29 protein-coding genes are annotated in these 26,210 nt (G+C 67.9%); 11 read left to right on the top strand and 18 right to left on the bottom strand.

The genetic code is table 11. The features are described from left to right. Positions 1-7: 7 nt before the first annotated feature. From ACQPYH_RS10065 to ACQPYH_RS10040, 6 genes are all read right to left on the bottom strand, one after another. Positions 8-565 carry a YqgE/AlgH family protein gene (locus tag ACQPYH_RS10065; RefSeq protein WP_432889358.1) on the bottom strand — a complete coding sequence of 186 codons (558 nt, stop codon included), beginning with the start codon at positions 563-565 and terminating at the stop codon, positions 8-10. A gap of 7 nt (positions 566-572) precedes the next feature. Then, on the bottom strand, positions 573-950 hold the full coding sequence (locus tag ACQPYH_RS10060; protein WP_432889355.1) for a VanZ family protein: 378 nt from the start codon (positions 948-950) through the stop codon (positions 573-575). Next, positions 947-2,374, bottom strand: coding sequence for an NAD-dependent malic enzyme (locus tag ACQPYH_RS10055; RefSeq protein WP_432889353.1), 1,428 nt, complete (start codon positions 2,372-2,374; stop codon positions 947-949). Before ACQPYH_RS10055 ends, ACQPYH_RS10060 begins: the two co-directional genes overlap by 4 nt. A gap of 59 nt (positions 2,375-2,433) precedes the next feature. After that, a complete protein-coding gene (locus tag ACQPYH_RS10050) occupies positions 2,434-3,510 on the bottom strand; it encodes a CaiB/BaiF CoA transferase family protein (RefSeq protein WP_432894368.1) in 1,077 nt (358 codons plus the stop codon). A gap of 112 nt (positions 3,511-3,622) precedes the next feature. Next, on the bottom strand, positions 3,623-4,621 hold the full coding sequence (locus ACQPYH_RS10045; protein ID WP_432889351.1) for an alpha/beta fold hydrolase: 999 nt from the start codon (positions 4,619-4,621) through the stop codon (positions 3,623-3,625). Further along, on the bottom strand, positions 4,618-6,441 hold the full coding sequence (locus tag ACQPYH_RS10040) for a hypothetical protein (protein WP_432889349.1): 1,824 nt from the start codon (positions 6,439-6,441) through the stop codon (positions 4,618-4,620). Before ACQPYH_RS10040 ends, ACQPYH_RS10045 begins: the two co-directional genes overlap by 4 nt. Before the next feature lie 79 nt (positions 6,442-6,520). On the opposite strand from ACQPYH_RS10040, the gene ACQPYH_RS10035 reads away from it, so the two are divergent. Both ACQPYH_RS10035 and ACQPYH_RS10030 read left to right on the top strand, forming a co-directional pair. After that, positions 6,521-7,261, top strand: coding sequence for a MerR family transcriptional regulator (locus ACQPYH_RS10035; RefSeq protein WP_432889347.1), 741 nt, complete (start codon positions 6,521-6,523; stop codon positions 7,259-7,261). A gap of 299 nt (positions 7,262-7,560) precedes the next feature. Continuing rightward, complete coding sequence (locus ACQPYH_RS10030; RefSeq protein WP_432889345.1) at positions 7,561-7,782, top strand: hypothetical protein; 222 nt, start codon at positions 7,561-7,563, stop codon at positions 7,780-7,782. Positions 7,783-7,838: 56 nt separating this feature from the next. Here the strand turns inward: ACQPYH_RS10030 and ACQPYH_RS10025 are convergent, their stop codons facing one another. The 3 genes from ACQPYH_RS10025 to ACQPYH_RS10015 form a co-directional block, all read right to left on the bottom strand. Beyond that, on the bottom strand, positions 7,839-8,024 hold the full coding sequence (locus tag ACQPYH_RS10025; protein ID WP_432889343.1) for a hypothetical protein: 186 nt from the start codon (positions 8,022-8,024) through the stop codon (positions 7,839-7,841). Beyond that, complete coding sequence (locus ACQPYH_RS10020; RefSeq protein WP_432889341.1) at positions 8,021-9,337, bottom strand: hypothetical protein; 1,317 nt, start codon at positions 9,335-9,337, stop codon at positions 8,021-8,023. Before ACQPYH_RS10020 ends, ACQPYH_RS10025 begins: the two co-directional genes overlap by 4 nt. Before the next feature lie 71 nt (positions 9,338-9,408). Continuing rightward, positions 9,409-10,863 carry a flavin-containing monooxygenase gene (locus ACQPYH_RS10015; RefSeq protein ID WP_432889339.1) on the bottom strand — a complete coding sequence of 485 codons (1,455 nt, stop codon included), beginning with the start codon at positions 10,861-10,863 and terminating at the stop codon, positions 9,409-9,411. 66 nt (positions 10,864-10,929) lie between these two features. Here ACQPYH_RS10015 and ACQPYH_RS10010 point away from each other — a divergent pair, with 66 nt between their 5' ends. Next, positions 10,930-11,550: a TetR/AcrR family transcriptional regulator gene (locus tag ACQPYH_RS10010; protein WP_432889336.1), complete on the top strand. Its 621-nt coding sequence runs from the start codon at positions 10,930-10,932 to the stop codon at positions 11,548-11,550. After that, positions 11,550-12,134, top strand: coding sequence for a GNAT family N-acetyltransferase (locus ACQPYH_RS10005; protein ID WP_432889334.1), 585 nt, complete (start codon positions 11,550-11,552; stop codon positions 12,132-12,134). Before ACQPYH_RS10010 ends, ACQPYH_RS10005 begins: the two co-directional genes overlap by 1 nt. On the opposite strand, the gene ACQPYH_RS10000 is transcribed toward ACQPYH_RS10005, so the two are convergent. Then, positions 12,135-13,046, bottom strand: coding sequence for an aminoglycoside phosphotransferase family protein (locus ACQPYH_RS10000; RefSeq protein ID WP_432889332.1), 912 nt, complete (start codon positions 13,044-13,046; stop codon positions 12,135-12,137). Between the two features lie 60 nt (positions 13,047-13,106). Between ACQPYH_RS10000 and ACQPYH_RS09995 the strand changes: the two genes are divergently transcribed. Then, positions 13,107-14,093 carry an alpha/beta hydrolase family protein gene (locus ACQPYH_RS09995; RefSeq protein ID WP_432889329.1) on the top strand — a complete coding sequence of 329 codons (987 nt, stop codon included), beginning with the start codon at positions 13,107-13,109 and terminating at the stop codon, positions 14,091-14,093. A 1-nt stretch (position 14,094) separates the two neighbouring features. Here ACQPYH_RS09995 and ACQPYH_RS09990 read toward each other — a convergent pair whose 3' ends face one another. After that, positions 14,095-14,586 carry a DUF1269 domain-containing protein gene (locus tag ACQPYH_RS09990; protein WP_432889326.1) on the bottom strand — a complete coding sequence of 164 codons (492 nt, stop codon included), beginning with the start codon at positions 14,584-14,586 and terminating at the stop codon, positions 14,095-14,097. A 172-nt stretch (positions 14,587-14,758) separates the two neighbouring features. Between ACQPYH_RS09990 and ACQPYH_RS09985 the strand changes: the two genes are divergently transcribed. Genes ACQPYH_RS09985 through ACQPYH_RS09960 form a run of 6 tightly spaced genes read left to right on the top strand, consistent with a single transcriptional unit; the run spans position 14,759 to position 19,572 of the window. Beyond that, positions 14,759-15,661: an ABC transporter ATP-binding protein gene (locus ACQPYH_RS09985; RefSeq protein ID WP_432889324.1), complete on the top strand. Its 903-nt coding sequence runs from the start codon at positions 14,759-14,761 to the stop codon at positions 15,659-15,661. Further along, on the top strand, positions 15,658-16,392 hold the full coding sequence (locus ACQPYH_RS09980; RefSeq protein WP_432889322.1) for an ABC transporter permease: 735 nt from the start codon (positions 15,658-15,660) through the stop codon (positions 16,390-16,392). The genes ACQPYH_RS09985 and ACQPYH_RS09980 overlap by 4 nt, the downstream gene beginning before the upstream one ends. Before the next feature lie 25 nt (positions 16,393-16,417). Next, on the top strand, positions 16,418-17,554 hold the full coding sequence (locus ACQPYH_RS09975) for a sensor histidine kinase (protein ID WP_432889319.1): 1,137 nt from the start codon (positions 16,418-16,420) through the stop codon (positions 17,552-17,554). Positions 17,555-17,564: 10 nt separating this feature from the next. Then, the gene (locus ACQPYH_RS09970) at positions 17,565-18,173 is read left to right on the top strand and encodes a response regulator transcription factor (RefSeq protein WP_130444881.1); all 609 of its coding nucleotides are present in this window, start codon (positions 17,565-17,567) and stop codon (positions 18,171-18,173) included. Between the two features lie 40 nt (positions 18,174-18,213). Then, positions 18,214-19,314, top strand: a complete 1,101-nt coding sequence (locus tag ACQPYH_RS09965; RefSeq protein WP_432889315.1) for a sulfite oxidase — start codon at positions 18,214-18,216, stop codon at positions 19,312-19,314. 33 nt (positions 19,315-19,347) lie between these two features. Next, positions 19,348-19,572 (top strand): hypothetical protein, encoded by a 225-nt coding sequence (locus ACQPYH_RS09960; RefSeq protein ID WP_432889312.1) that lies wholly within the window; start codon positions 19,348-19,350, stop codon positions 19,570-19,572. A gap of 3 nt (positions 19,573-19,575) precedes the next feature. On the opposite strand, the gene ACQPYH_RS09955 is transcribed toward ACQPYH_RS09960, so the two are convergent. The 7 genes from ACQPYH_RS09955 to ACQPYH_RS09925 all read right to left on the bottom strand — a co-directional run bounded on the left by ACQPYH_RS09955 (position 19,576) and on the right by ACQPYH_RS09925 (position 26,194). Further along, complete coding sequence (locus ACQPYH_RS09955; RefSeq protein ID WP_432889310.1) at positions 19,576-20,334, bottom strand: hypothetical protein; 759 nt, start codon at positions 20,332-20,334, stop codon at positions 19,576-19,578. Positions 20,335-20,380: 46 nt separating this feature from the next. Further along, positions 20,381-21,868, bottom strand: coding sequence for a multicopper oxidase family protein (locus tag ACQPYH_RS09950; protein WP_432889307.1), 1,488 nt, complete (start codon positions 21,866-21,868; stop codon positions 20,381-20,383). Then, positions 21,861-22,274: a hypothetical protein gene (locus ACQPYH_RS09945; protein ID WP_432889304.1), complete on the bottom strand. Its 414-nt coding sequence runs from the start codon at positions 22,272-22,274 to the stop codon at positions 21,861-21,863. The genes ACQPYH_RS09950 and ACQPYH_RS09945 overlap by 8 nt, the downstream gene beginning before the upstream one ends. Beyond that, positions 22,271-22,807 carry a DUF1707 SHOCT-like domain-containing protein gene (locus tag ACQPYH_RS09940; protein ID WP_432889301.1) on the bottom strand — a complete coding sequence of 179 codons (537 nt, stop codon included), beginning with the start codon at positions 22,805-22,807 and terminating at the stop codon, positions 22,271-22,273. Before ACQPYH_RS09940 ends, ACQPYH_RS09945 begins: the two co-directional genes overlap by 4 nt. Positions 22,808-22,990: 183 nt before the next feature. Further along, the gene (locus ACQPYH_RS09935) at positions 22,991-24,343 is read right to left on the bottom strand and encodes an ABC transporter substrate-binding protein (RefSeq protein ID WP_432889299.1); all 1,353 of its coding nucleotides are present in this window, start codon (positions 24,341-24,343) and stop codon (positions 22,991-22,993) included. A 10-nt stretch (positions 24,344-24,353) separates the two neighbouring features. Then, positions 24,354-25,253 carry a carbohydrate ABC transporter permease gene (locus ACQPYH_RS09930; RefSeq protein ID WP_432889296.1) on the bottom strand — a complete coding sequence of 300 codons (900 nt, stop codon included), beginning with the start codon at positions 25,251-25,253 and terminating at the stop codon, positions 24,354-24,356. Beyond that, positions 25,250-26,194: a carbohydrate ABC transporter permease gene (locus ACQPYH_RS09925; RefSeq protein WP_432889293.1), complete on the bottom strand. Its 945-nt coding sequence runs from the start codon at positions 26,192-26,194 to the stop codon at positions 25,250-25,252. The genes ACQPYH_RS09930 and ACQPYH_RS09925 overlap by 4 nt, the downstream gene beginning before the upstream one ends. Positions 26,195-26,210 lie beyond the last annotated feature (16 nt).

The following is a 26,210-nucleotide window of genomic DNA, read 5'->3' as shown; positions in this document are numbered from 1 at the left end:
TCCTGGGCTAGTTCATCGTCGGGTCGTCGGGGTACGTCGCCAGGTAGGCCATCTGGTCGCTCTGGCGGCGCAGCACCCGGCGCCACAGCGTGTCCGGGTCATGGCCGAACACGTCCTCGGGCACCGACTCGACGACGTACCAGGCGCCCTCGGCGATCTCGCCCTCGAGCTGACCGCTGGACCATCCGGCGTACCCGGCGAAGATCCGCATCCGGGTGATCGCGCCCTCGAGCAAGACGGGCGGTACGTCGAGGTCGACCAGACCGATCCGGCCGAAGCACTCGCGCCAGCCGGGCGGGTCCGCGGACTCGACCACCTCAGCGACCGCGAGCGCGCTGTCGGTCCCGACCGGCCCGCCCATGAACAACACGCCGGGCTCGTCCACGGCCGTCGACCAGTCCGGGAGCACCTGGTTCACCGCGAGGTCGGCGGCACGGTTCACCACCACCCCCAGTGCACCGTCGTCGTCGTGGTCCAGCAGCAGGATCACCGACCGGCGAAAGGGCGGTTCGTCGAGCAACGGGGTCGCCACCAGCAGCGATCCGGTCAGGGTCGAGACCGTCATACCTCCATCATGGCGTACGACGGTTCGCTCTGAACCCCAGCCAAGCTCCGAGTGCGACCCCGGCCAGGTCGGCCAGCGCATCCAACGGGTCACCGTCGCGCTGCGGCAGCAGCCAGTGCTGCACCAGCTCGCTGACGATCGCGTTCGCGGCCAGTGCTCCGAGCAACCATCGTGCCGGTACGCCGACCTTCAGCCCGGTGAACGCGACCGCCGCGAACAGGAAGCAGTGCGCGATCTTGTCGATCTGCGGGATCCCGACGTGCGGACCCGCCTCACGCGGCGAGTAGACGCCGTACAGCTGCAAGGCGACCGCCGCGACGAACACGATCCGCCAGAGCCAGACCGACCGTCCCGTCTTCGTCTCGTCCGCTACCTGCACGGTCACGCCGGAGTGTCGTCCGGGTAGTTCTCGTGCGCCGGGGCATTGCCGCCGGCCGCGTCGCGGACGGCGTGCGCGACGCGCGTGTGCACCTCCGGATGGAAGACGCTCGGCACGATGTACGTCGCGTTCAGCTCTTCGTCCGTGACGACACCGGCGAGCGCCTTCGCGGCCGCCAACTCCATGTCGACCGAGACCTTCGAGGACTGCGCGTCGAGCAGACCGCGGAACACGCCCGGGAACACCAGCACGTTGTTGATCTGGTTCGGGTAGTCGCTGCGGCCGGTCGCGACGACCGCCGCGTGCTCGCCCGCCTCGCCCGGGTCGACCTCGGGCACCGGGTTCGCCAGCGCGAACACGATCGAGTCGTCGTTCATCGTCGCGATGTCGTCGCCGGTGAGGATGTTCGGCGCGGAGACGCCGATGAACACGTCCGCGCCCGCCAGCGCACCCTTCAGGTTGCCGCTGTACTTCGCCGCGTTGGTGTTCTCCGCGATCCAGCGCAGCTCCGGCGACAAGCCGACGCGCTCGGCGTGGATCACGCCGTCGACGTCCGCGACGACTGCGTCCTTGACACCCGCCTTGAGCAGCAGCTTGAGGATCGCCGTACCGGCCGCGCCGGCGCCGGACAGCACCACCCGAACGTTCGTGATGTCCTTGCTGACCACGCGCAACGCGTTGTAGAGAGCAGCCAGTACGACGACCGCCGTACCGTGCTGGTCGTCGTGGAAGACCGGGATGTCGAGCTCCTCGCGCAGCCGGGCCTCGATCTCGAAGCAGCGCGGCGCGGAGATGTCCTCCAGGTTGATCCCGGCGAATCCGGGGGCGATCGCCTTGACGATCTGGACGATCGCGTCCGGGTCCTGGGTGTCCAGGCACAGCGGCCAGGCGTCGATCCCGGCGAACCGCTTGAACAGCGCGGCCTTGCCCTCCATCACCGGCAGCGCGGCCTTCGGGCCGATGTTGCCGAGCCCGAGTACGGCGGAACCGTCGGTGACGACCGCGACACTGTTGCGCTTGATCGTCAGCCGGCGCGCGTCGTCCGGGTTGGCCGCGATCGCCAGGCAGACCCGCGCGACACCCGGCGTGTAGATCATCGACAGATCGTCACGGTTGCGGATCGGGTGCTTGGCCTCCATCGAGATCTTGCCGCCGAGGTGCATCAGGAACGTCCGGTCCGAGACCCGGCCGATCTCGACGCCCGGCACGGCCCGCATCGCCTCGACCAGCCGGCCGGCGTGCTCGGTGTCGGCCGCGGCGCAGGTGACGTCGATCCGCAGCCGCTCGTGGCCGGACGCGGTCACGTCGAGCGCGGTGACCAGACCGCCGGCCTGCTCGACCGCGGTCGTCAGCTTGCTCACCGTCGAGCCACCCGCGGGCACCTCAAGGCGAACGGTGATGGAGTACGAAACACTCGGCAAGGCAGTCACGCGGGTGATCCTCTCACGCTACTGGTAATGCCCCGAGGTTACGTACGTAAAGTGCATGACTAGTCGTCGAGCCAGGCCCGGACGGACTCGTTGTGCTCGCCCAGGCGGGGCGGCGGGAGGTTGGTCTCGCGGGCGCCGGCGTACGGGTTGTCGTCGAAGCGGAGGGGCGGGCCGGGGAGCTGGACGGTGCCGAGGATGGGGTGCTCGACATCGATCAGGAGGCCCTGGGACCGCGTCTGCTCCCACTCGTACACCTGCTGGAAGTTGCGGACCTTGCCGGCCGGGATGCCCTTCTCCGCAAGGCGTTCCAGCCACACATCGGCCGGTTCGGCGGCGAACGCGGTCTCGATCGCGGCGGTCAGCTCGTCGCGGTGCGCGACTCGTCGGGCGTTGACGGCGAAGCGCTCATCGGTTGGATCGAGACCGACGATCGGCGCGAACGTCCGCCATTGCCCCTCGCTACCCACCGCGACCTGGATGCTGGTGTCGGCGGTGCGATACATCCCGTACGGCGCGATCTGCGCGTGGTGGTTGCCTACCCGCTCAGGCAACTGATGCGCGACCGTCCACTTCGTTCCGTGGAACGCGTGGACGCCGACCACCGACGCGAGCAGGCTCGTCCGTACGACGCGACCCTTGCCGGTGATCGCTCGCTCGTGCAGCGCGGCGAGCGCACCGTAAGCGCCGTACATGCCGGCCAGCAGGTCCGCGATCGGGGCGCCGACCTTCGTCGGCTCGACCGCGCCGGTGATGCTCATCAGACCGCCTTCACCCTGCGCGATCTGGTCGTACCCGGCCCGCCCGCCGTCCGGCCCGTCGTGCCCGAAGCCGGTGATCGACAGGATCACCAGGCCGGGGTTGAGCTCGTGCAGGCGGTCTGTTGAGAACCCGAGCCGATCGAGCACGCCCGGCCGGAAGTTCTCGATCAGTACGTCGGCCTTGCGGACCAGCTTGGTCAGGAACTCCTTGCCCTCGGCCGACTTGAGGTCGGCAGTGACGGACTCCTTGTTCCGGTTCGCCGACAGGTAGTACGTCGACTCGCCCTCGACGAACGGCGGACCCCAGCCGCGGCTGTCGTCGCCGCCGTTCGGGGTCTCGACCTTGATCACCCGGGCGCCGAGGTCCCCGAGCATCATCGCCGCGTGCGGACCCGCCAGCGCACGGGTCAGGTCCACGACCACGACGTCGGACAGGAGGTTCACGGGTCGAGCGTAGGCGAGTACGCCGCGGCAGGCCGTGACGCGACTCTCAGGCCGACACCTTGCGGGCCAGGGACGCCAGGCGGTGGGTCACGTCGCGGGGCCGTTCCTGCATGAGCATGTGGCCGGCGCCGGGGTAGATCCACAGGCGTGCACTCGGAAGCTCAGCAGCCATCCGGTTGGCGTGCCGCGGCGGCAGCAGCCGATCGCGCGTCCCGTGCATGATCTCCACCGGCAGCTGGTCGAGCACCTTCAACACGTGCCCCCGCTCGTGCTCCAGCATCGCCTCGAAGAAGCCGCCGTACGACGGCCCCGGCACAACCGCCAGATCCTGCAGAAACAACTCGACCTCCGCCGGATCCGCATGCTTGCCAAACACGACCCGCCGCAGCGCCGGCTTCTGGAGGTTGGCGGCAAGTGCCGCAGCCCGCCTCCTGGCCGCGGCCAGCCTGGCGGCGCGATGCACGGCTGTGTCGGCGGCCGGCTCGCCACTTGTTGTGGCGGCGCGGCGAGCGGCTCGTTTGTCGGCTCTGGTGCCCACTGCGTTCAGGATTCGGGGAGCGATTCGGGCGGCAGTGGGGTCGAAGCGCGGTGGTATACCAAGCGCGCCCTCGGTCAAGTGACCTGAAGTGGTGCTGACCAGTGCGGCCGCACGGATGCGTGAGCCGAACAGCTCCGGGTACTGATCCGCGGCCGCCATCAACGTCATGCCGCCCATCGAGTGCCCGGCGTACACGACCGGACCGTCCCCGACGACCTCGTCCAGGACCGTCACCAAGTCGTCGGCGAGCTGATCAAGCCGCATCGACCCGGCGGGCGCAGCCTCCGACCGGCCGTGCCCGCGATGGTCGTAGGTGACGACGCGTACGGCATCAGGCCCGAGGACCTCCGGCAGCTTCTCCACCTGGTTGTGCCAGGACCGCGTCGAACACGTCCATCCGTGCACGAGTAACACGGTCACCGGCGCGTCAGCCGGTCCGGTCACCTCGACGTTCAGCCGTACTCCGTCGCGAGCAGTGACCCCGGACCGCTCCAACTGGATCGTCACGCAATCTCCCGTTCCCGTTCGCCGGCTGCCAGGTGAGCCGCACGCGCCCGCCCGCCGCGGGCACCACGCCCGACCAGCCAGGCGATCCCGATGATCTCGAGCAGCCCGACCACCGCGAGCAGCGCATAACCGGCGTTCCACATCCATCGTGGCACGTCGGACTTCTCCTCGCGCCGCAGGATCTGCTGCTCGTTCACGAACTCGACCGTCTGGCCGTTCGACACCTGCACCGCGGGCTTCTCGATCGCCGCATCTTCCGGCGCGTACACCCAGGCCGCCACCAGGTCCCGCTGCCCCTGGTGCAGCCGGATCATCGACTTCCACTTCCCGTACATCGGCAGCGCGCCGGCCGACCGGTACGTGCCGTCGGCAACCTTCTCCATCGGCTGGTATACCAAACCGCCGCCCTGCCAGGCCAGCGCCTCGAACCAGCGCGCACCATCGGCAGCGTCATCCGGCGACAGAGCGATCGTGACGTACGCCGTCGGCTCGGCCCCCGTGGCCACCCGCTCCAACGACACGACACCTGTCACGCCCGGGTCCGCCGACCGCGGCACGCAGAAGAACACCGTCGCCACGACCGCGACCAGCCCGACCGCGCCGAGTTGATGCGTACGCCGGACCGCGACCGGCCGGATGTGCTTGATCCCGACGGCGCGTTCCTCGCCCGCAACCTCGGCGTACCGCGTCGCGAGCCAGGCCCCGACGAGACCGGCTCCGACTCCGACGATCACGCCGTACCCAAGAGCGGACGGCAGCATCGACGACGGCCAGGCGATCGGCATCCAGACGTGACTCCAGGCGTACTCCGCAACCACGCCGACCGTCCCGATCAACCCACCGGCGACCGCGCCCAGGCGGAACCGGTTCTTGTTGCCCAGGGCAAATGCGACCAGCTCGACCAGGACCGCCTCGACGATCAGCAACGGGAAGTGCCCGACGATCTGGCCCAGCGGCTCGGCCACCGCCCAGGCGATCCCGCCGCGGATGATCAGGTATACCGCCAGCGCGGCAAACGCCGTACCCGGACCACGCCGCGCCCGCAGGATCGTGAATCCCAGTGCGGCGCCGAAGACGATCAGGATCGGCTGCAAAACAAGGGGAAACTGCGGTACGCCGTAGTTGAACTCGGTGCTGAACAGGTCCCACGCAATCAGCAAGGCACCGACCGACACGATCTCCTGGAACAGCCGCCGCTTGTTCGGCCCGACCAGTTGCTCGACCTCCGCGATCGCAAGCACCCGGGCGAAGATCGAGAAGACCACCCCACCGATCATCAGCAGGTGGGTCGGTCCCCAGAGCGTGACATCCTCACCGAACAGCCGGTGCCACACGTCGTCGAGCGGGAACCCGACCAGCGCGAACGTCCCGCAGACCGTCACCAGCGCAGCGCTGCACGGGATCCGCCAGCCCTTCGTCAGCTTGATCGTGCGAGCCGGCAGCGGCTTGCCGGCGAGCGCGATCGGCAACACGCCCGAGATGATCACGCCGAGGATCCCGAAGAAGATCGGATAATGCGCCGCCGTACCGAACGGGCCCGTGTCGCGGCCGCGGTCGATGTGGATCGCGATGTCCCACCACACCCCGAACGCGCAGGCAAGCAGCGAGACCGCATGCAGGTACGGCGTCAGTGCGGCCCATCGGGGGACTCCGTCCAGTCTCCCGATGGTGTCCGCAAACCTACCTACCAGCGTGACGCGTCCGGTCCGTTCCCGCCACAGCAGCACGGCGAGTGCGAGGTATACCAAACCCACGACGCCGGTGACGATCGCGATCTGGTCGAAGCTCGCCGTACCGGTGGTCGCCAGCGGGATCGCCATCGAGACTCCTTACATCAGACATGCGCCATGCTTGATGTTACATCTACTATGTAACGTGGAGTCTGGAAGACTGTCAAGGGTGGAAGAGGAGCTCACTGTCGACCAACTGGCCGCCAAGGTCGGGATGACGGTCCGCAACGTGCGCGCGTACGCCGGACGCGGGCTGATCCCGCCGCCGCGCCTGGTCGGCCGGACCGGCTACTACGGCGCCGAGCACGTGGCCCGGCTGACGTTGGTCCGGGAGCTGCTCGACAAGGGCTACACGCTGGCCGCGGTCGAGCGGATGTTGGGCGAGCTGCCCGATGGTGCACTCGCACTCGGCGTCTTCGAGACCCTCGTCAACCCGTGGACGCCGTCGGAGCCGGAGGTGCTCGACGGCGAACAGCTCGCCGACCGGGCCGGCGTGCCGTACGACCCGGCGGTGATCGAGCGGCTGGTCGAGCTAGGGATCGCGGAGCGGCTGGAGGACGGCCGGCTACGCATCCCGAACTCGGACCTGCTCCGCACCGGCCTCGAGGTGATCAAGCTCGGCGTCCCGATGGAAGCGATCTTCGAGATGCTGCCGAAGCTGTTCGCGCAGGCCGATGCGGTCGCCAAGACGTACGTCGAACTGTTCCGCTCGACCGTCTGGCGCGACTTCACCAACGCCGGCATGCCCCCGGACGGCTGGCCAGAGATCCAGCGAACGCTCGAAGGAATCATCCCGCTGGCCGGCCAAGCCCTGGTCGCAGCCTTCCGCGAGGCCATGGCCCGCGAGATCGAACAGGTCGCCTACGAAGAACTAGGCCTCGACCCGAAGGCCCTCCCCTCCACCGGCTGAAGCCCCTAGGTAGCCCTACATATCGGTCAGCCGATCCCCTACCTCCTCCCCGAGCCCGCATCAGGGATTCCTCGGGAGGTAGATAGGTAATCCTCCGCATGCGTGAACCGCCACTCACGCGCGACCGTATAGCTACCAGAACAGACCAGGCAGGAGGACGGCGATGCGCCAGATCCAGATCCGTCGGCGACCACGCACCACGACGACACGCCGACAGACCAAGACCCTCGACCTCCGGACCCCGTCCGGCCGTCCTCTGCCCTTCTGAACCCAGAGCTGAACCCGAGAGCTGAACCGCCATGAAGCTTCGACTGCACGTCCACCACATCCGCTCCGGCGGCTGGTGCGCCGACATCGACGACGACAACGACCGTCAGCCCGACGACCCGTACTGGTGCGTCGACCAGTGGCCCACGCTCGAAGCCGCACTCAGCGCGGGCTGCTCCGAGCTCGCCAAGCTCGTCACGCTCGCAACACCCATCCGCCTGAGCGGGTACTACGAACCGGCTCTGGCCGCCTGAAGCCACGGGGAAACAACGGGGCGAGGCCCGGCGAACCGCAGGGGGTTCTCCGGGCCTCACTTTGTCCGGGCGTGCTGCGCTTGATCAGGCAGGTCGCCGAGGTCGGCGTTCCAGTCGTCCTCGTCCTCGTCGGGAAGGTTTGCTTCGTTGCGGCGGGCGATGCGGAGGAAGGCGGCGATCAGCAGGATCGGGCCGAGGACCATCGCGGTCTCGGGGATGCCGCCCATATGCAGGGCGATCATGATGCCGTCACCAGCGCGATGCCGCCGGCGGTGAAAGCGACCATCGCGGCGAGCATCGGGTACTGCGCACGTCGCAGCTGCCTGCGGCGGAACAGGTCGGCAGCGCGATCATGCGCGGACACGACCCCGAGTACGTGTCCGAGCACGATCGCACCGATCTGGACCCCCGCGATGAAACCGGTACTCAGGAACGCGTAGTCGATCCGCGTCCCGCTGGTCCCGAGCAGGTCCCATCCGCGCGCGAACGGGTCCGACGCGAGCAGCCAGCCCTCCTGCCCCTGAAACATCGCGAACGAGAAGTAGTGCGCGACGGCGTACCCGATCGCGATCGGCACCAGCGAATGCACGAACGCGCCGGGCAGTCCGGCCGGCCCGATCCCGCCCGGCCTTGTTTGCGCCACTCCGGTCGTCCGGGCGGCCAGCAGGAACAGGCCTGTCACGATCGCGACCGCAATGATGAGCCCGAGGGTGTAGACCACCAGGTGTTGCGGGCGGCTCAGCTCGCCTGTGCGTCGGGTCCACGCCGACCAGCGGGAGACCCCGTCGAAGGCCGTTGACCCGAGCAACAAACACAGCAGGCCGACGATCCCCGGGTGCTGCGGCATCGTCGCCAGGCCCGCCAACGGGTTCCGCAGTACCAGCTGCCCGTCGGCGCCGCGTCCGATCGGGCTCAGTCGCGCGAGTACTTCGGCGTACACCTCGAAGCTGTCGCCGGTGGTATACCAAGCCGGACCGTAAACGATGCCTGCAGCAACATTCGCGATCGCGTAGCTGCTGACGGCAATGGCAACGACGAGCGGCTCGGATCCGTCCTGGTATACCAATTCCAGCCAGAGGAAGCCGGCCAATCCCGCCACGGCCGGCCAGTAGGCGATCCGGTCAGGCAGTTGCCGGTACGACGTACGCCGTACCAGGCCCGCGATCGTGCGCAACGGATTCGCGAGCCGCCAGATCGGGCCGCAGACAAGCGAGAGCGGGATGATGCCGACCCAGATCCACACGTACAGCCAGGTCGGCGCCGGGTTCCGCGACGGCTCGGGATCGCCGAACCACGCGGCACCCAGCAGCAACGCGAACGCCGCGAGACCGGCAACCTTCAGTACGACGCGGGTCGCGCGGTTGTCGACGATCCGGGTCAGTGCGCCGAGCGGCCTGCCGGTGATCCGCTCGAACCGCGGACGCGACCAGAACGCCGCGAGCGCGAAGAACGAGACGGCGACCGCGGCGCCTGCGGAGTAGATCGCCAGCCACATCGGCACCGGCAGGTCCCCTCGACCGCCGATCCCGTGGAGCGGGAGGAGCAACTCCAGCACCGCGCCCTCCGATCAGCCCCTGCTTCCAGACCACACCAGCATCCGACCGATCGAATGTAACACGCTCGATGTCACATAGCGAGCGTCTGATACTCGTCGGGGTCGAAGTGCCTGGTCAGCCGGCGGAACCGGAACGTGAACGACGGCCAGAGAGTGGTATTGCGGCCCTCCGAGTCCAGGTACCAACTGGTGCAGCCGCCGCGGGTCCAGATCGTGTTCCGCATCGATGCGCGGACCCCGTCGACGAACGCGCGCTGCACCTCCCGCCGTACCTCAACCTCTCGCAGCCCCTGCGCGTCCATCGTCTTCAGCGCATCGAGGATGTAGGCGATCTGGGACTCGATCATGAAGACCATCGAGCTGTGGCCGAGGCCGGTGTTCGGGCCGATCAGCATGAAGAAGTTCGGGAAGCCGGCGATCGCCGTACCGAGGTGGGCCTCCATACCATTGGTCCACGCCTCCCGCAGCGAGACGCCGTCGCGGCCGTGCACCATGTCCATCACCGGCAGGTCGGTCACCTTGAAGCCGGTGCCGTAGATGATCGTGTCGACCTCATGCTTCACGCCGTCGTCCGTGACGATGCAGGTCGGTGTGACCTCGGCGATCCCGTCGGTGACCACCTCGACATTGGGACGTGCGACCGCCGGGTAGTAGTCGTCGGAGATCAGCACCCGCTTGCAGCCGAGGGTGAAGTCCGGCGTCAGCTTGGCGCGCAGCAGCGGATCGCGGACCTGGTGCGCGAGATGCTTCTCGGCGACCTTCTGCGCCTGCTTCATGATCGCCGGCAACTTGGCGAACCCGAGCACCATCGACTCGCGACCCCAGTAGATGCCCGCCCGAATCGCCTTCTGCACAAGGGGAAACCGCCGGTATACCATCTTCTCGGCCGCGGTGATCTTGCGGTCCGGACGCGGCATCACCCACGGCGGCGTGCGTTGGAACAGGTGCAGTTCCTCGACCTCGGGCTGGATCGCCGGCACGAACTGGATCGCCGAAGCGCCGGTTCCGATCACCGCGACCTTGCGACCGCTGAGGTTCAGGTCGTGGTTCCACCGCGCCGAGTGGAAGACCTCGCCCTCGAAGTCCTCGATCCCCGGCAGCTTCGGGTACGACGGTTCGGCGAGCGGACCCATGCCGGACAGGAGAATGTCCGCGGTGAACTCGCCCTGGCTGGTCGCGATCCGCCAGCGGCCGTCCTCCCAGCTCGCCGACTCGACCGCGTGACCGAAGCGGATCTGCGGGCGGACGCCGAACGCGTCGGTGACCTTGCGCAGGTAGTCCTCGATCTCGGGCTGCGGCGAGAACGTCGACGACCACTCGGGGTTGGGCGCGAACGAGAACGAGTACAGATGCGACGGCACATCACACCGGCAGCCCGGGTACGTGTTGTCGCGCCAGGTGCCGCCGACCTCATCGGCACGCTCCAAGACGACGAAGTCGTCGTACCCGGCCTGCTTCAGCCGGACCGCCATTCCGATCCCGGCGAACCCGGTGCCGATCACCACGATCCGATGCTGCTCAGTCATCCCTGGCCTCCCGCTCGGCTGGAACTTACTCCCAGTAAGTTACTCGGAGTCAGTTAGACTGCGCAAGTGACCTCGACCACTGCCCCGAAGCGACGCCGCGACCGGGCCGCCCGGGAACGGGAGATCCTCGAGGCGGCCGAGCGGATCTTCGGCGAGCGCGGGTACCAGGGCACGTCGATGGACGACGTCGCCGCGCAGGTCGGCGTCTCGAAGCCGCTGATCTACCAGTACTACGGCTCGAAGGACGGCCTCTTCCTCGCCTGCCTCGCCCGCCTCCGCGGTCAACTGCTGGACACGGTGTCCGATGCGGTGATGGCGGCGCCGGATGCCGAGGACGCGCTGTACGCCGGGTTCGTCGCGTGGTTCCAGTTCCTCGACGACCATCCGCAGGCGTGGTCGGTGCTCGTCGACGAGGGCATGCTCAGCGCGGGCCCGGCCGCGGAGGCGACCGATGAGGTACGCGCGGCGTTCATCGAGCTGATCGCCACGATGGTCCGGATGAACCTCCCGGCCGGTCGCCCGGTCGACGAGGACGAGGTCCAGATCGTTGCCCAGAGCATCTCAGGCGCCACCGAACGCCTGGCCATCTGGCGCACCCGATCCGCCACCCCGCCAAGCCCCGAGAAGGTAGCCCGCACCCTCCAAGACCTCCTCTGGCAGGGCCTCCACACCCTCAAGTCCACCTGATGCACATCGAGTCCCACCCCGAGCCCGCCGTCCCCACCGCCCTCCGCCACCAAGTCCACGCCCTACAGAACCAAGCCTGGCCGCCCACACAGGCCTCCTCCCCGGTCGACTCGCTCGCCGATGACCTGGTTCACGACCCGAGCCTTCACCCGTTGTCAGTCCTCCTCATCGACAACGAAACCGTCGTGGCCGCTCTCGACATCCTCCACAAGACCCTCGACCACGCCGGCAACACCTTCCGTGCCGGCGGTCTGAGCACCGTCGTCACCCGCAAGGACCTTCGCGGCCATGGCTACGGCCTTCGCCTCGTCACCGCCGCCCGCGCGGCAATGACAGACCTGGACCTGGCCCTCTTCACCTGCGACCGCCCGCTGCAACCGTTCTACGAACGTGCCGGCTTCCAACTCCTCCCCGGCACAACCCTCATCGGCGGCACCCCCGACGACCCGTTCCCCAGCGACCAACCAGGCTTCGACAAAGTCACCATGGCCGCCTTCTTCACCCCCGCCGCCCAGCAAGCCGCCGCCACGTTCCACAATGCCCGGATCGCCCTCTACCCCGGGCGCATCGACAAACTCTGGTGACTACCGCCCGGCGAAGTCGGTGAGGACGTCGGCGATGTATTCCTGCCCGCCGCGAATGGTGTCCGGGTCCCGGTGCATGTAGTACGGAATCGCGATCAGCGAGAGCGACAATGCCCACCCCCGAGCCCGGAGCCAGGTGTCGTCGTCCACCTCGAGGGCCTCGCGATAGACCCGTCGGGACTCACCTTCGAACAGGAACCACGCCGCCAGCACGTCACCGGCCGGATCGGCGGCACGCGCCGTACCGAAGTCGATCACGGCGGAAAGCTTGCCGTCAGCAACCAATACGTTGCCCGCCATCAGATCGCCGTGGATCCAGGTCGGCGTACCGTCCCAGGTGTCCGCCGCCAGCGACTCCTCCCAGGCCGCCAGCAGCAGGCCGGTGTCGAAGTGCTCGCGGAGTTCGTCCAGCGCCTCACGGAACATCGCGTCCCGCGGCGCCAACGGCGTACCACGGTCGAACGGGTTGTCCGACGGCACCGGCGCTCCGGTGGTGTCGACCTCCCGGAGCGAGCGCACGAACTCGGCCAACTGCCGCGCCAGCGCAACCGCGTCGTCCGACGAGTCGTCGAACGGCCGGCCCGGCAGCCATCGGTAGACGCCCCAGCTGAAGGGATATCCCAGTCCCGGCTCGCCGAGCTGCAGCGGCTCCGGGATCGACACCGGCAGGTGCGGCGCCAACCGCGGCATCCACGTCAGGTCCTTCTCCACCTGCCCCTGGGTCGACTCGGTCCGCGGCAGCCGTACGGAGAGCTCATCCCCCAGCCGGAACGTCACGTTGTCCGTCCCCGACCGCTCCACCACCCGGGCCGGCAACCCGGCCCACCGCGGGAACTGCTCAGCAACGAGCCGTTCCACCAGGGACGTGTCGATCTCGACCTCGTCGTCATGCAGCTTCGCAACCCGATCCACCCACCGGACCCTGACACTCCACAACGCTCCGGTCAACGACATTTCGGCAAGGATGGGCTCATGACGACGGACTCAGCGGACCTCCTCCCACAGGCGTGGCGGGATGCCGAACTGCCGGACCTGCCGGCCCTCGGCGGCGAGGTCGGCGGAGTTGTCGAGGTTGTCGACGAGTTCGCGCGGACGATCTACGGGCGGACGCCTGATGGTGGACGGCTGGGTGAGGTGGTGTTGCAGTCGCGCGACGAGGGTGTGTTCGGTGGGACGGGTGATCGGCTGCGGCATCGGGCGGTGATTGCCTGTCCGCTCGGCGATCTGGAGCTCGACACCCTCCTGCACCTTCCGGCGGATGCGCGCCCGGCGCCGGTCATCGTGGCGCTCAACTTCGCCGGCAACGACCAGACGATCGACGATTGGCCGTACGCGAAGGTGATGGACGCCGGGTACGCCGTACTCACCGTCGACTACCAGCAGATAGAGCCCGACGACCCAGACGCTCGCGGCGTACGCGCGCTCTTCCCCACTGGAGAACCGTGGGGCGCGGTCGCAGCCTGGGCCTGGGGGCTCTCGAGGTGCCTGGACATCGCCGCCGACATCCCCGGCCTGACCACGGACGGCGCGATCGCACTCGGCCATTCCCGCCTCGGCAAGGCCGCCCTCTGGGCCGGCGTACAGGACGAACGCTTCGCCGTCACGGTCCCGAACGACTCCGGCTGCTGCGGCGCGTCCCTTTTCCGCCATCCCGGCGGCGAGGACATCGCCGCGATCACCACGAAGTTCCCGCACTGGTTCGTGCCGTCGTTCTCGACGTACGCCGGGAGCCAACCGCCCATGGACCAGCATCAGTTGCTCGCAAGCATCGCGCCCCGCCGCGTGTACGTCGCCAGCGCCGAGGACGACGCCTGGGCCGATCCGATCGGCGAGTACCTGGCCGTCGTCGCGGCAACCCCGGCGTTCAAGAACGGCGACCTCGGATACCACGTCCGCCCCGGCGGACACGCGCTCCTCGAGGAAGACTGGCTGCGCGTGCTGGACTTCGTCCGACGCTGAATCAGTCGCCGAACATCTCGTGGATGGCGGACTCCTGGTCGTCGCTCAGGTTGATGTGGATGAGCTTGGCCCGGAGCCTCGTCTTCTGGAACGTCTCCCGGACCTTGTCGGTCATCTCTTCGCTGGACAGCAGGAAAAGCGCCGACGTCCCCGGCGTGACCTTGGCCCGCACTTCCTTGATGAAGTCGTCGTCGATCCCGACGTCGATGAGCCTGCCCGCCACCGCACCTGCCGCGGCCCCGATCGCGGCGCCGGCGAACGGCATCAGGAAGATCGTCCCGAACAACATCCCCCAGAACGCCCCGCCGACCGCGCCCGGCCCGGTCATGTTCCGCACCTGCCGGGTCCGCGGCCGCCGCTTCTCCGGCTGCCACGACACCGTCGCGGCGTCATGAATCTTGATCAGCTTCTGCTTGGCCAGGCTCTCCAGCGTCCCGATCGCCTGGTTGGCCCCGTCCCAGTTCTCGAACTGCCACACGGTCAACGTCGCCATCTCGCTCCTCCCCTGCCACCCTCCCACTCGTGCCCGGAGTTCGACCACCTCAACCACCCCCTCTGCACCAGTGGACGGTCCATCCCGCCGAATAGTTGGCTGACGGATGTCATGGATGGGTCGTGACGAGCGATCCAGGGCGTGTACGCCGTGCTCGGACAAGCTTCTGGGTATGACGACAACGACTGCGGTCAGCCTGCGGGGTGTGACCAAGAAGTATGCGGACGTGCAGGCCGTCGCCGGGGTGGATCTGACCATCCGGGCCGGCGAGGTGGTGGCGTTGCTGGGCCCGAACGGCGCCGGCAAATCGACCACCATCGAGATGCTGCTCGGCCTGGTGAAGCCCGACAACGGCACCGTCCAGGTGTACGGCGGTTCCCCGACGGACGCGATCGCCCAGGGGCAGGTCGGCGTGATGCTGCAGAGCGGCGGGATCATCGAGGACGCCAAGGTCGGCGAACTGCTGAACCTGGTCGCCGGTCTGCACCGGGACCCGATGCCTGTCGAGGAGGCGCTCGAGCGCGCCGGTATCGCCGACCTCACCGGCCGCACGATGAAGGCGCTGTCCGGCGGTCAGAAGCAGCGGGTGCGGTTCGCGATGGCGATCATCCCGCAGCCCGACCTGATCGTGCTGGACGAGCCGACGACCGGGATGGACGTCGAGTCCCGCCGCGACTTCTGGGCGTCGATGCACGAGGAGACCGCCCGCGGCCGCACGGTCCTGTTCGCCACCCACTACCTCGAAGAGGCGGACTCCTACGCCGACCGCGTCGTACTGATGCGCAACGGCAAGGTCGTTGCCGACGGCACCGCTGCGCAGATCAAGGCGAGTGTCTCCGGCCGCACCATCCGGGCCACGATCCCCGGCGCCGATCTCGCCGCGCTCGCGTCGCTGCCCGGCGTACGGAATGTCGAGACCCGCGGTGAGGTCGTCCTCCTGCAGTGCGCGGACTCGGACAACACGCTGCGGCACCTGCTGGACAACACCACCGCCCACGACATCGAAGTAACGTCCGCCGACCTGGAGGACGCCGTCCTCGCGATCAGCGCGGCCCAAGAGGAGACGCTGGCATGAACCGCAACTACCTGATCTTCGACATCCGCCGGACCCTGCGGAACCGGCGGGTGCTGATCTTCTCGATCCTGATGCCGCTGGTGCTGTTCGCGATCTTCGGCATGACACTTCCGAAGAACGCGAGCGAGGGCGGGATCTCCGCGATCGCCTACGTGATGGTGAGTATGGCGATGTTCGGCTCGATGTCCGCCGCGATGAGCAGCGGCGGTGTGATCGCGGCGGAGCGCGACGGCGGCTGGAACCGGACGCTGCGCCTGACCCCGCTGAAGCCCCAGGCGTACGTCGTCAACAAGGTGATCCTCTCGCTGCTGCTGGCGATCCCCCCGCTGCTGGTCGTCTTCGCCTTCGGGATGATCTTCGGCAACGTCCACCTGAGCCTCGGCCAGTGGATGACCGTCGCGCTGGTGTCCTGGCTGGGCGCCCTGCCGTTCGCCGCGATCGGCCTGGTCATCGGGTACATCGCCAAGCCCGACAGCGTGCAGCCGATCACCGGTCTGAGCACGATGCTGATCGCCGCCTTCGGCGGACTGTGGCTGCCGGTCGACCAGATGCCGTCGGTCATGAAGCACATCGCGCAACTGACTCCGGCGTACTGGACCGGGCTGACCTCCCGCAGCGCCCTGACGCAGGGCGGGGTCGACACCCAGGCACTGCTCGTGGTGCTCGGCTGGACCGTCGTGCTCGGGTTCATCGGCCTGCGCCGGTTCCGCGCCGACACTGCCCGCGCCTGAGCACCAGAGCGGTAGCGTGACCACCGTGAAGACCAACCGCGGCCCCAGCATCATGGACGGAATGGCCGACCGTGTCGGCGCCGGCCCGGGACGTTGGGGCTGGCTGGCCGCGGGGGTCTGGCTGTTCTACCTGGCGCAGCCGCTGCAGAAGATCGCGGAGCGCAAGGACGGCATCAGCCAGGTCCTCGGGTTCCTCACGGTGATCCTGTTCGCGGCCAGCTACCTGGGGTTCTTCGGAATCCTGCGCCGGATGGCCCGGAAGCACCTGCTGGCGACGTGGCAGCAGGTGGGCTATCTGGCCCTGATGCTGACGCTGTGCCTGCTGATGATCCCGACCGCCGGCCAGACCGCCCTGACCGGGCTGGTCTATATCGCGTCGGTAGCGATGATGCTGCTGGACCTCCGAGCCGCCGTCGCGTTCGTCGCGATCCTGCTCGCGGGCGCCGAGATCTCGATGCGGGTCGTGCCCGGATGGACCGATGATGGCAGCTACGGCTTCGCGATCTTCCTCGGTGCGCTCGCGGTGTTCGGGCTACGGCGGGCCATCCAGCGCAGCATCGAACTGAACGCGGCGCGCAAGGATTTCGCCGAGCTCGCCGTGCAGGAGGAGCGGAACCGGTTCGCCCGGGACCTGCACGACATCCTCGGGCATTCGCTCACCGTCATCACGGTGAAGGCGGAGCTGGCCGGCAAGCTGATCGAGGCCAACCCGACGCGGGCGGCCGCCGAGGTAGCGGACGTCGAGAGCCTGGCGCGGGCGGCGCTGGCCGACGTACGGGCGGCAGTCGCCGGGTACCGCGAGCTGAGCCTGGCCGGCGAGCTGGTCTCGGCGCGGGCCGCGCTGCAGGCCGCCGAGGTCAAGGCGGATCTCCCGACCACGGTGGACGAAGTACCGGAAGAGAACCGGGAGCTGTTCGCGTGGGTGGTGCGGGAGGGCGTGACGAACGTCGTACGGCATTCCGGCGCGAAGCGTTGCACGATCCGGATCACGGCGACGCAGATCGAGGTACTGGACGACGGGAAGGGACCGACGCCCGGCGGCGGCGCGTCCGGTCACGGGCTGGTCGGGCTGCGGGAGCGGGCGGACCAGGTCGGTGCGAGTGTGCAGGTCGGTCAGGCACCCGGTGGCGGGTTCCGGTTGGCCGTCCGGGTCGGCCTGTGAGGATGGACCTGTGAGCATCCGATTGCTGATTGCCGACGACCAGGCGCTGGTGCGCGGAGCCCTGGCCGCGCTGCTCGACCTCGAGCCCGACCTGGAGGTGGTGGCCGAGGTCGGTCGTGGCGACGAGGTGATCGACGCCGCGAAGAACTCCCAGCCTGATGTCGCGCTGCTCGACGTGGAGATGCCGGGGCTGGACGGGATCGAGGCGGCCGCCGCGCTGCGCACCGCCGTACCCGGGGTTCGGGTGCTGATGGTGACGACGTTCGGCCGGCCCGGGTATCTACGCCGCGCGATGGAGGCCGGCGCGGCCGGGTTCGTCGTCAAGGACACGCCTGCGACGCAGCTCGCGGACGCCGTACGGCGGGTGCACCAGGGGCTGCGCGTCGTCGATCCGTCACTCGCCGCGGAGACCCTCGTCGCGGGCACGAGCCCGCTCACCGGCCGCGAAGCCGACGTACTGCGGGCCGCCCGCGAAGGCGGGACCGTCGCCGACATCGCCAAGGAACTGCACCTGTCCGAGGGAACGGTCCGGAATCACCTCTCCGCCGCGATCGGCAAGACCGGCGCCCGCACCCGCGCCGAGGCCGCCCGGATCGCCGTAGACAACGGCTGGTTGTAGACGGCCCCCAACCTCTAGGGTTGGTGCTGGGGGTGGGATTGTGGATTCAATCGAGGAATTCAGTGTCCGGGGGCGGTTGGCGGACACCGGTGAGGGGATCACCGCCGACGAGTTGCAGCTCGCGGCGCGGAATCACGGGATGCCGCTGGAGAGCCTGCGGTACGACGTGACGCCGCCGGGTCTGCACTACGTGCTGGTGCATTACGACATACCGGCAACGAATGCGGGCGATTGGCGCCTCGAGCTGAACGGGTGCGTCGAGCAACCGTTGTCGTTCGGGCTGACCGAGATGCGCGCGATGGGACGCCGTACGATCCGGGTCACGCTGGAGTGCGCGGGCAACGGACGGGCCACGTTGCAACCGCGGCCGATCAGCCAGCCGTGGTTGTCGGAAGCGGTCGGTACGGCGGAGTGGACCGGGGTGCTGCTGGCGGACCTGCTGCGGTTGGCCGGGATTCGCGAGGATGCCGTGGACGTGGTGTTCACCGGCGCGGATCGCGGGGTCGAGCGGGGCGTCGTACAGGACTATCAGCGCGGGCTGTCGATCACGGAGGCGATCGAGTCGGGCGCGATCGTCGCGTGGGAGATGAACGGCGGGCCGCTGCCGCCGCAGCACGGATACCCGCTGCGTCTCGTCGTGCCGGGGTGGTACGGGATGGCGAGTGTGAAGTGGCTGCGGTCGATCGAGGTGATCGATCACGAGTTCGACGGGTTCCAGAACGCGGTGGCCTACGTGATCCGGCAGCGCCCTGACGATCCGGGCCGGCCGGTGACCCGGATCGAACCGCGGGCGCTGCTCGTGCCGCCGGGGTTCCCGGACTTCATGAGCCGCCACCGCTTCGTTGCCGCAGGCACCGTTCCGCTGTTCGGCCGGGCCTGGTCCGGCTGGGCCCCGATCGAACGTGTCGAGGTCAGCACCGACGCCGGCGTCAACTGGCACGAAGCCACGTTGGATGCCCTCGGCAACGACGAGCTCGCCTGGCGCGCTTTCGCCTACGACTGGGAGGCAACGCCGGGCGAACACGTGCTCACGGTCCGCGCGTACGACGCCAGCGGCCGCGAGCAACCCATCGAAGCCGACTGGAACCGAGGCGGTTTCAGCAACAACACCGCGCAACGCATCACAGTCCTCGTGACCTGAAAACCCGCGTGTCGTTCACCGCCAATGCCGCACGTGCGTCACATCCTGAAGACGTACACGGTTCTCACTCCAGGAGTGGTGGCGGTGAACGACAACCATCTACACGCGCGAGTCTTCAGAACCCTCGACGAGTGGTACGCCGACGTCGACGACGAACTCGACTCCCAGCCGGACAACCCCCTGTGGTGGGGCTCCTACACCTCCCAGCAAGCAGCACTCGACGCAGCCTGCTCGCGCCTGGCCGAGCTTGCATCCTGACGGTCAGAAGAACAGGAAGGCGAAGAAGCCCGCACACAACAGGGCAGCTAGAACGAAGATCGGGTAGAGGTACCAGTGGACGCCCCAGTCAGCGTCCGCGGCGAGCACATTCGACGGGTCGCTCGGATCGACATGTACGCCGATCCGGTCCCCCGCCTGCGGCAGCTGCTTCACCTGGTCGGCACCGTCGATCTCCACCTTCGAGCCGTCGCGGGGATTGCTCACGGCGATGGTCACGTCGTGGTTCTTGGACCATTTATCGACGCTCACCGAAACGACGACCGCCTGCTCGACCGGCGTATTCTCCGCGACCCGCTGGTCGTGGAGCGAGCTGATCATGCCGAACGGCGCGATCGCGAGCCCACCGAGCACCAGCGCACCGCCAACGACCATCCGTAGCAGGCTCAGCGGGCCGATCCGTCCCCGACCGGTCCGGCTGTGGCGGCCGCCGCCGTCTTCGGCTCGGCGGAGGCGCGCGGCCTCGCGGGCCTCCGCGAGGGCTCTACGGCGGGCGCGGTCGCGGCGGGCGAGCGTCCGGCGCATCGGTTGCTCCAGGCGGTTCCACCAGGTGAACTGTTCGGCCAGCCAGCGGGCGGGGTAGCAGGCCCCGCCCGCGATTGCGGCGCAGGCGATGGGGTTGTCGTAGAGGAAGCTAGGGCGGGTGAGCCAGCCGACGAAGTACAGGCCGCCGCCGACCGTGCAGAAGAAGAGCAGCAACAGCGCCAACTGTCGGCCGTGGAGGTCGTCGTCGGGGTCGCTCACCGGAACATCATGAGTGATTGACGCCGGGCAACCGGCGCTGGTTCCGCTACTCGGGTTCGTTGTGGGAGTGGCCGCCTACTTGGTAGGGGGTGGTGATGCCTTCGTACATGAGGTGGGTTACCAGGCCTTGGGAGGCGTGGGGGAGGTTGTGGCAGTGGTCCATCCAGAGGCCGGGGTTGTCGGCTACGAAGGCGATCTCGTAGGTCTCCTTGTTGCCGACCTCGAGGGTGTCGGTCCACCAGGGTGAGCCGGTGGCGGCGACGCCGTTGCGGGACAGGACGACGACGTGATGGCCGTGCAGGTGCATGGGATGCGCCTGGCCGCTGGTGTTGGAGATCTTCATCTTGACGATGTCTCCTTCGGCGACCATGAACATCGGTACGTCGGGGAACTTGTGCCCGTTGATCGTCCACCACAGCCCTGGTATGCCATCGAGGAAACCTGCGGTCCGCCCGATCCGGTACTCGAAGTTGCGGTTCGCCTTCGCCGGGTCGAAACCGAGCGGCGCCGGTGTGCCGTAGGTCAGCAGATCGACGTTGTTCCCCGGCAGTTCCGCCTGAGGTGGATCAGCGGGGCCGATGCCTAGCGACGTTGACGCCGTGCCCGCGTCCAGCCGCATCCCGCCGGCCGGTACGACGGCCTCCAGGTCGACGCGTCCGCCTGCAGCTAGCGGATAGGCAGCCGTGGTTGCGGTCGGCTCGTGTACGTCGCGTCCGTCGACCGCGACCACCTTGAATGGCATACCAATCAGACCGACCCGCAGGATCGCGTTGTCGGTGTTGATCACCCGGACGCGCGCCGTCGTACCCGCCGGAAGATCGACCCGCGAGGTCCCGGTGCGGCCGTTGATGGTCCGCTTGCCGTCGTACGTGTGAATCGTGGCGAGGACCTCGCCAGGAACTGCCGGCGCGATCACGATCGGGCCGAACAGGCCGCCCTTCACCTCATCGGCCGACACCTGATGCGAGTGGTACCAGTACGTGCCGGCCGCCGGCGCCTTGAACCGGTACACATGCTTCCCGCCCACCGGCACGGCGTCCTGCGTCACCCCGGCGACCCCGTCCTCGGCGTTCGGTACGTCGATCCCGTGCCAGTGCAATGTCGCGCCATCGGGGACCGACTCGTTCACGAACGTCACCTGGATCAGATCGCCCACCCGCGCCCGGATCAGCGGACCCGGCGACGTCCCGTTCACGGTGTACCCGTCGACGGTCTCCCCGGACGCGAGCTGGAACTTCTGCTTCCGCGCCGTCAGCGTCACGTTCACATTTGGTATACCAGACTTCGGCCCGGTGAGATCCGCGACGCTGGTCCCGCTCATGCCGCTCATGCCGCTCATCCCGGCATGGTGCTCGTGATCCATCGACTGATCCATTGACGGGCCGCCGCCGTAATCGGCGTACCCCATCTCCGCCGGGTTGTACGAGCCCGGGACCAGGCTGGTCGCCCAGAGATACCCCAGCGGTACGAGTACCGCCAGGGTGATCCCGAGTGCGACCAGCCGGCCCCACCGCCGTTTCTTGACCTCAGCCACTGGTCACAGGCTGGTTGGGTACGGCGGCCCGTCGAGCCCCCATGCTCGCGACAGCGGCGATCGCGAGCCCGTTGATCCCGTGCAGCACGCCCAGCGCCGGGACCCCGAAGGACACCACAGCGAGCAGGAACTGCAGGACCACCAGACCGACCACGATCCCGGCCAGCACGCGACCCCGCGGTACGTCGGTCAGGAACGAGACGATCAGGAAGACCAGCGCGAGCAGGCCGATCACCGTACCGGCGATGCTGTGGTAGCTCTGCCCGAAGTTGCTGTAGTCCGCCCCGATCGCGGTCCCGTCGTCCGCGTCCTTCGCGATCGTGAACCCGGCGAGCGCGATCGAGGCGATCTGCAGCACAACCGCGATGGCGATCAGCAGACCGAGCGTCCGGTATACCGTCCTCATGCCCGGCGCTCCGTCCGACGCTTCCGGATGACGATCACGGCGGCCACGATCAGCGCAATCGGCAGGAACGGCGGATGCCCGCCCAGCACCACACACCCGAACGACGCAAGTACCCCGACCACCCCGAGCACGAGCAACAACGGCAACGGAACCCGCCCAAGGAATCCCCGCCGCGCCCACTCCGGCCGCGGCCCACCAAACGGCCCCGCACCAGGTCCGGTAGCGCCTGCCGCGTTCTGCGGTGCGGTCCACGGCGGCTTTCGCCAGCCCCACGGGCCGGCCCATCCCTCACCGGTGCCGCTCTCGCCCTCGGCGCCGAAGGCGGCGTCGCCTGCCTGGTGTGCGCCCGGCAGATCCGTGAACAAGCCGTCCAGGTCCACTCCAGTGCGCGCCTTCAGCGCCTGCTCGACCCGCTCGGAGTGCTCTTCCGCGCTCAGCCGGCCGGCTTCGTAATGCTCGCCCAGACGCCTGACCGCGTCCTCACGCTCGCTGTCGCCGATGCGGATCGATCCGCCCGGCCTCTCGTCGCTCATGATTCTCCTCGATGCTCGTCGGTTCTCCGATGGCACCAAGGTTGTCGTTCCGGCCCCCGTCTCCGCGTCGCCTCAGCGGCGACACCTCACCTACCCCCGGAGGAGCACCCTGCGCCTACCGACGCAGTACGACGTACTCCCCCGGGCGTAGGCCCGGCCAGGGTCAACCCTTAGCTGTTCCCTTCAGCTGTTCACCGCGAGGATCTTGTTCACGTCGTCGTTCGCCTTCGCCAGCGAGCTCGGCGCGGCCTCGAACGACATCACCGACTCCATCGCCGGCGTCATCACCGCGGTCACGTCCGCCGCGTTCGGGTTGGCCGGGTACGGGAACACGTCGCCCGCCTCGACCGGCTCCAGGAACGGCGTGACGTCCCAGCCGCTCTTGGCGAACGCCGCCTTCGCCGCCGGCATGCTCGCCGCCACCGCCGGGAACACGACACCCGCCTTGGCGACGATGTCCTGAGCGGTCTGCGAACCGAGGAACTTCACCCAGGCCCACGACGCGTCGCGCCGCTTCGTGCCGGCCCAGATCGTGTCCGCCAGACCGTTCATCATCGACATCCGCTTCCCGACCGGACCGATCGGCAACCGTGCCAGCTTCGTCTTCACCTGCTTCAGCTGCCCGTACGTCCCGAGCATCCACGACCCGTTCGGCGTCATCCCGTACTTGCCGGCGCCGAAGGAGGTCGTCACGTCCACGCCGGATTTCGCCTGCGCGTACGTCGGCATCAGACCCTTGGTGATCAGACCCCGCCACCAGCCGATCGTGTCGGTGAACTTCGGGTCGCCGTAGAAGAACTTGGTGCCCCACGGTTCGCCCTGGGAGTACTTCCAGCCGTTGCTCGCGGCATACCAACTCCAGCTGGTCTGCCCGTCGCCACCACCGGCATCGGCGTACCCGAGTCCGTAGACCTTCACGTTCTCCTTGTCGAACCCGGACTGGTCGCCGCGACGCCCCTTCGAATCCACCGTCAGCCGGCGGACGATCTGCTCGAACGTCCCGCCGTCCTGCGGATTCCAGGTCATCGAGTTGAGCTGGTCGGTGCTGATCCCCGCCGCCTCGGTGAACGCGCTGTTGTAGAAGTAGACCTCGGTATCCCAGTCCTTCGGCAGTCCGTACCGCTTGCCGTCGGCACCGATCCAGCGATCGGCGAGACCCTTCTGGTAGATGCTCAGATCAACGTTGTCCTTGGCAACGTACTCGTCGATCGGCAGTACCTGTCCCTTGTCCGCGAACAGCGGGTACTTCGACGAGTGCCCGGTGAACACGTCCGGTGCCGTCTCCGAGATGAACCCGGTCACCAACTTGGACCAGTAGTCGTTCCACCCGTACTGCTCGATGGTCACGGTGTACTGCGGGTTCTGCTCGTGGAACACCTTGGCGCACTCGGTGTACATCGGCAGCTGGGCGGAGTCCCACAGCCAGTAGATGACCTCGCCCGGTCCGCGCGCCGCGGCGCCGTTGTTGCAGGCGGCAAGCGACGGTACGGCGAGAGCGGCGATCCCGGCCTTGAGGAGATTGCGTCGTGAAATCATTGGCCGTCCCTCACTTGATCCCGGAGAAGCCGATGGAGTTCGTGATCCGTTTGGCGAACGCCAGGAACAGGATGATCATCGGCAGCGCCGCGATCAGCGTCGCCGCCATCAGCCCGGCCCAGTCCGGACCGCCCTGCGGCGTCTGCGACCGGAACACTCCGAGTGCGACCGTCAGCACGCGGACGTTCTCCTGCTGACCGACGAGCAGCGGCCAGAAGTAGTCGTTCCACGAGTTGATGTAGGTCAGGATCGCCAGCGTCGCGATCGGCGCCGCGCTCATCGGGATGATCAGCCGGAAGAAGATCAGCCGATGGCCGGCTCCGTCGATCATCGCCGCTTCCTCGAGCTCCCGATTGATGCTGAGGAAGAACTGCCGCAGGAAGAAGATCGCGAACGGCGTCATGAACGCGCCGGGCAGGATGATGCCGGCGAAGCTGTTCAGCAGGCCGAGGTTCTTGATCAGCACGAAGTTCGGCAGCACGGTGAAGATCGGCGGCACCATCAGCGCGGCCAGGAACAATGCGAAGACCTTGTCCCGTCCGGGCCAGCGCAGCCGGGCGAACGCGTACGCCGCCATCGCGCTGAAGAACACCTGGCATACCGTCGTGATAGTTGCCACGACCAACGAGTTCCGCAAGTACAGCCAGAAGTTGACTGCGGCACCGGAACCGCCTTGAGCCTGTGCCTCCTCGATACTCGACAACCCGAGCACCCGCTTGAACGCGCCCAGCGTCGTCTCCACCGGCAGCAGCGAATTCGGGTGACCGGGCAACTGCGTGTTGTCGGAGAGCGCCGTCCGCAGCATCCAGTAGAAGGGGAACAAGGTGACGATCAGCAGAATGAACAGCAGGACCCAGGCGACTGTGCGCCCGACATTCACCTGCCGTACCGAACCAGCTGCGATGCTCATGCGAGATCACTCTCCCGCGCCCGCAGCAACCGCAGCTGGACCAGCGAGACGACCGCGAGGATGGCGAACAACACCAGCGCCATCGCCGACGCGTACCCGAAGTCGAACCGGGTGAACGCTCGCTCGTAGATGTAGTAATAGATGACTCTTGTCGCGTTGATCGGACCGCCCTGTGTTGTCACCGCGACCGTGTCGAAGATCTGGAACGACCCGATCATGGTGACCACCAGGACCATCACCAGAACAGGCCGCAGCAGCGGCAGCGTGATCCGCCAGAACGTCTTCCACTCGGTCGACCCGTCCACCTCGGCCGCCTCGTAGACGTACGACGGAATCGTCTGGAGGCCGGCGAAGACCAGGAGTGCGGTATACCCCATGTGCCGCCAGACGTTGATCCCGGCAACGGTCGGGATCGCCCAGTGCGAGTCGCCGAAGAACGCGATCGGGTCGATCCCGACCCAGCCCAGGAACGTGTTCACGACGCCGACCTGCACGTCGAGCATCCAGTACCAGACCAGCGCGACCACGACGTTCGCGACCAGGTACGGCGCGAGGATGATCGCGCGTACCGTGATCGATTTGGTCAGCCGGTACATCAGCATCGCGATCCCGACGGCCAGGACGGTCTGCAGGCCGATGTTGATCACGACGTACTCGACCGTGACGCCGAGCGCGTTCCAGAAGAAGCTGTCGTGGATCATCCGGTCGTAGTTGGCGAGCCCGTTGAACTTCGGTGCCGAGAGCAAGCTGTACTCGGTGAAGCTCAGGTACGCGCCGCGCAGCGTCGGCCAGATGTAGAACACGACGAAGCCCACGGTGGCCGGGGCGATGAAGATCATCGCCACCTTCAGGTCTCCCAGGCTTCGCCGCTTCCCCGGCGGTGCTCCGGAGTCCCCGTGACTTCGTGTCGTTGTAGGTGGTGCGTTGGTGGTGGCGGTCACGGGGATCTCCTCTTCT

It is taken from the genome of Kribbella sp. CA-245084 (genome assembly GCF_050942355.1).
Taxonomy (GTDB): domain Bacteria; phylum Actinomycetota; class Actinomycetes; order Propionibacteriales; family Kribbellaceae; genus Kribbella.
Note: the sequence above shows the minus strand (reverse complement) of the source record. Positions and strands in the feature narration are given on the sequence as shown.

What these genes read in the sequence shown, in the direction of transcription:
- ACQPYH_RS10065 (WP_432889358.1), bottom strand. Translation starts at nt 565, where the DNA reads ATGACGGTCTCGACCCTGACCGGATCGCTGCTGGTGGCGACCCCGTTG.
- ACQPYH_RS10050 (WP_432894368.1), bottom strand. Translation starts at nt 3,510, where the DNA reads ATGATGCTCGGGGACCTCGGCGCCCGGGTGATCAAGGTCGAGACCCCG.
- ACQPYH_RS10040 (WP_432889349.1), bottom strand. Translation starts at nt 6,441, where the DNA reads ATGGCGATCCCGCTGGCGACCACCGGTACGGCGAGCTTCGACCAGATC.
- ACQPYH_RS10030 (WP_432889345.1), top strand. Translation starts at nt 7,561, where the DNA reads ATGAAGCTTCGACTGCACGTCCACCACATCCGCTCCGGCGGCTGGTGC.
- ACQPYH_RS10025 (WP_432889343.1), bottom strand. Translation starts at nt 8,024, where the DNA reads ATGATCGCCCTGCATATGGGCGGCATCCCCGAGACCGCGATGGTCCTC.
- ACQPYH_RS10015 (WP_432889339.1), bottom strand. Translation starts at nt 10,863, where the DNA reads ATGACTGAGCAGCATCGGATCGTGGTGATCGGCACCGGGTTCGCCGGG.
- ACQPYH_RS10005 (WP_432889334.1), top strand. Translation starts at nt 11,550, where the DNA reads ATGCACATCGAGTCCCACCCCGAGCCCGCCGTCCCCACCGCCCTCCGC.
- ACQPYH_RS09995 (WP_432889329.1), top strand. Translation starts at nt 13,107, where the DNA reads ATGACGACGGACTCAGCGGACCTCCTCCCACAGGCGTGGCGGGATGCC.
- ACQPYH_RS09990 (WP_432889326.1), bottom strand. Translation starts at nt 14,586, where the DNA reads ATGGCGACGTTGACCGTGTGGCAGTTCGAGAACTGGGACGGGGCCAAC.
- ACQPYH_RS09985 (WP_432889324.1), top strand. Translation starts at nt 14,759, where the DNA reads ATGACGACAACGACTGCGGTCAGCCTGCGGGGTGTGACCAAGAAGTAT.
- ACQPYH_RS09980 (WP_432889322.1), top strand. Translation starts at nt 15,658, where the DNA reads ATGAACCGCAACTACCTGATCTTCGACATCCGCCGGACCCTGCGGAAC.
- ACQPYH_RS09945 (WP_432889304.1), bottom strand. Translation starts at nt 22,274, where the DNA reads ATGAGGACGGTATACCGGACGCTCGGTCTGCTGATCGCCATCGCGGTT.
- ACQPYH_RS09940 (WP_432889301.1), bottom strand. Translation starts at nt 22,807, where the DNA reads ATGAGCGACGAGAGGCCGGGCGGATCGATCCGCATCGGCGACAGCGAG.
- ACQPYH_RS09935 (WP_432889299.1), bottom strand. Translation starts at nt 24,343, where the DNA reads ATGATTTCACGACGCAATCTCCTCAAGGCCGGGATCGCCGCTCTCGCC.
- ACQPYH_RS09930 (WP_432889296.1), bottom strand. Translation starts at nt 25,253, where the DNA reads ATGAGCATCGCAGCTGGTTCGGTACGGCAGGTGAATGTCGGGCGCACA.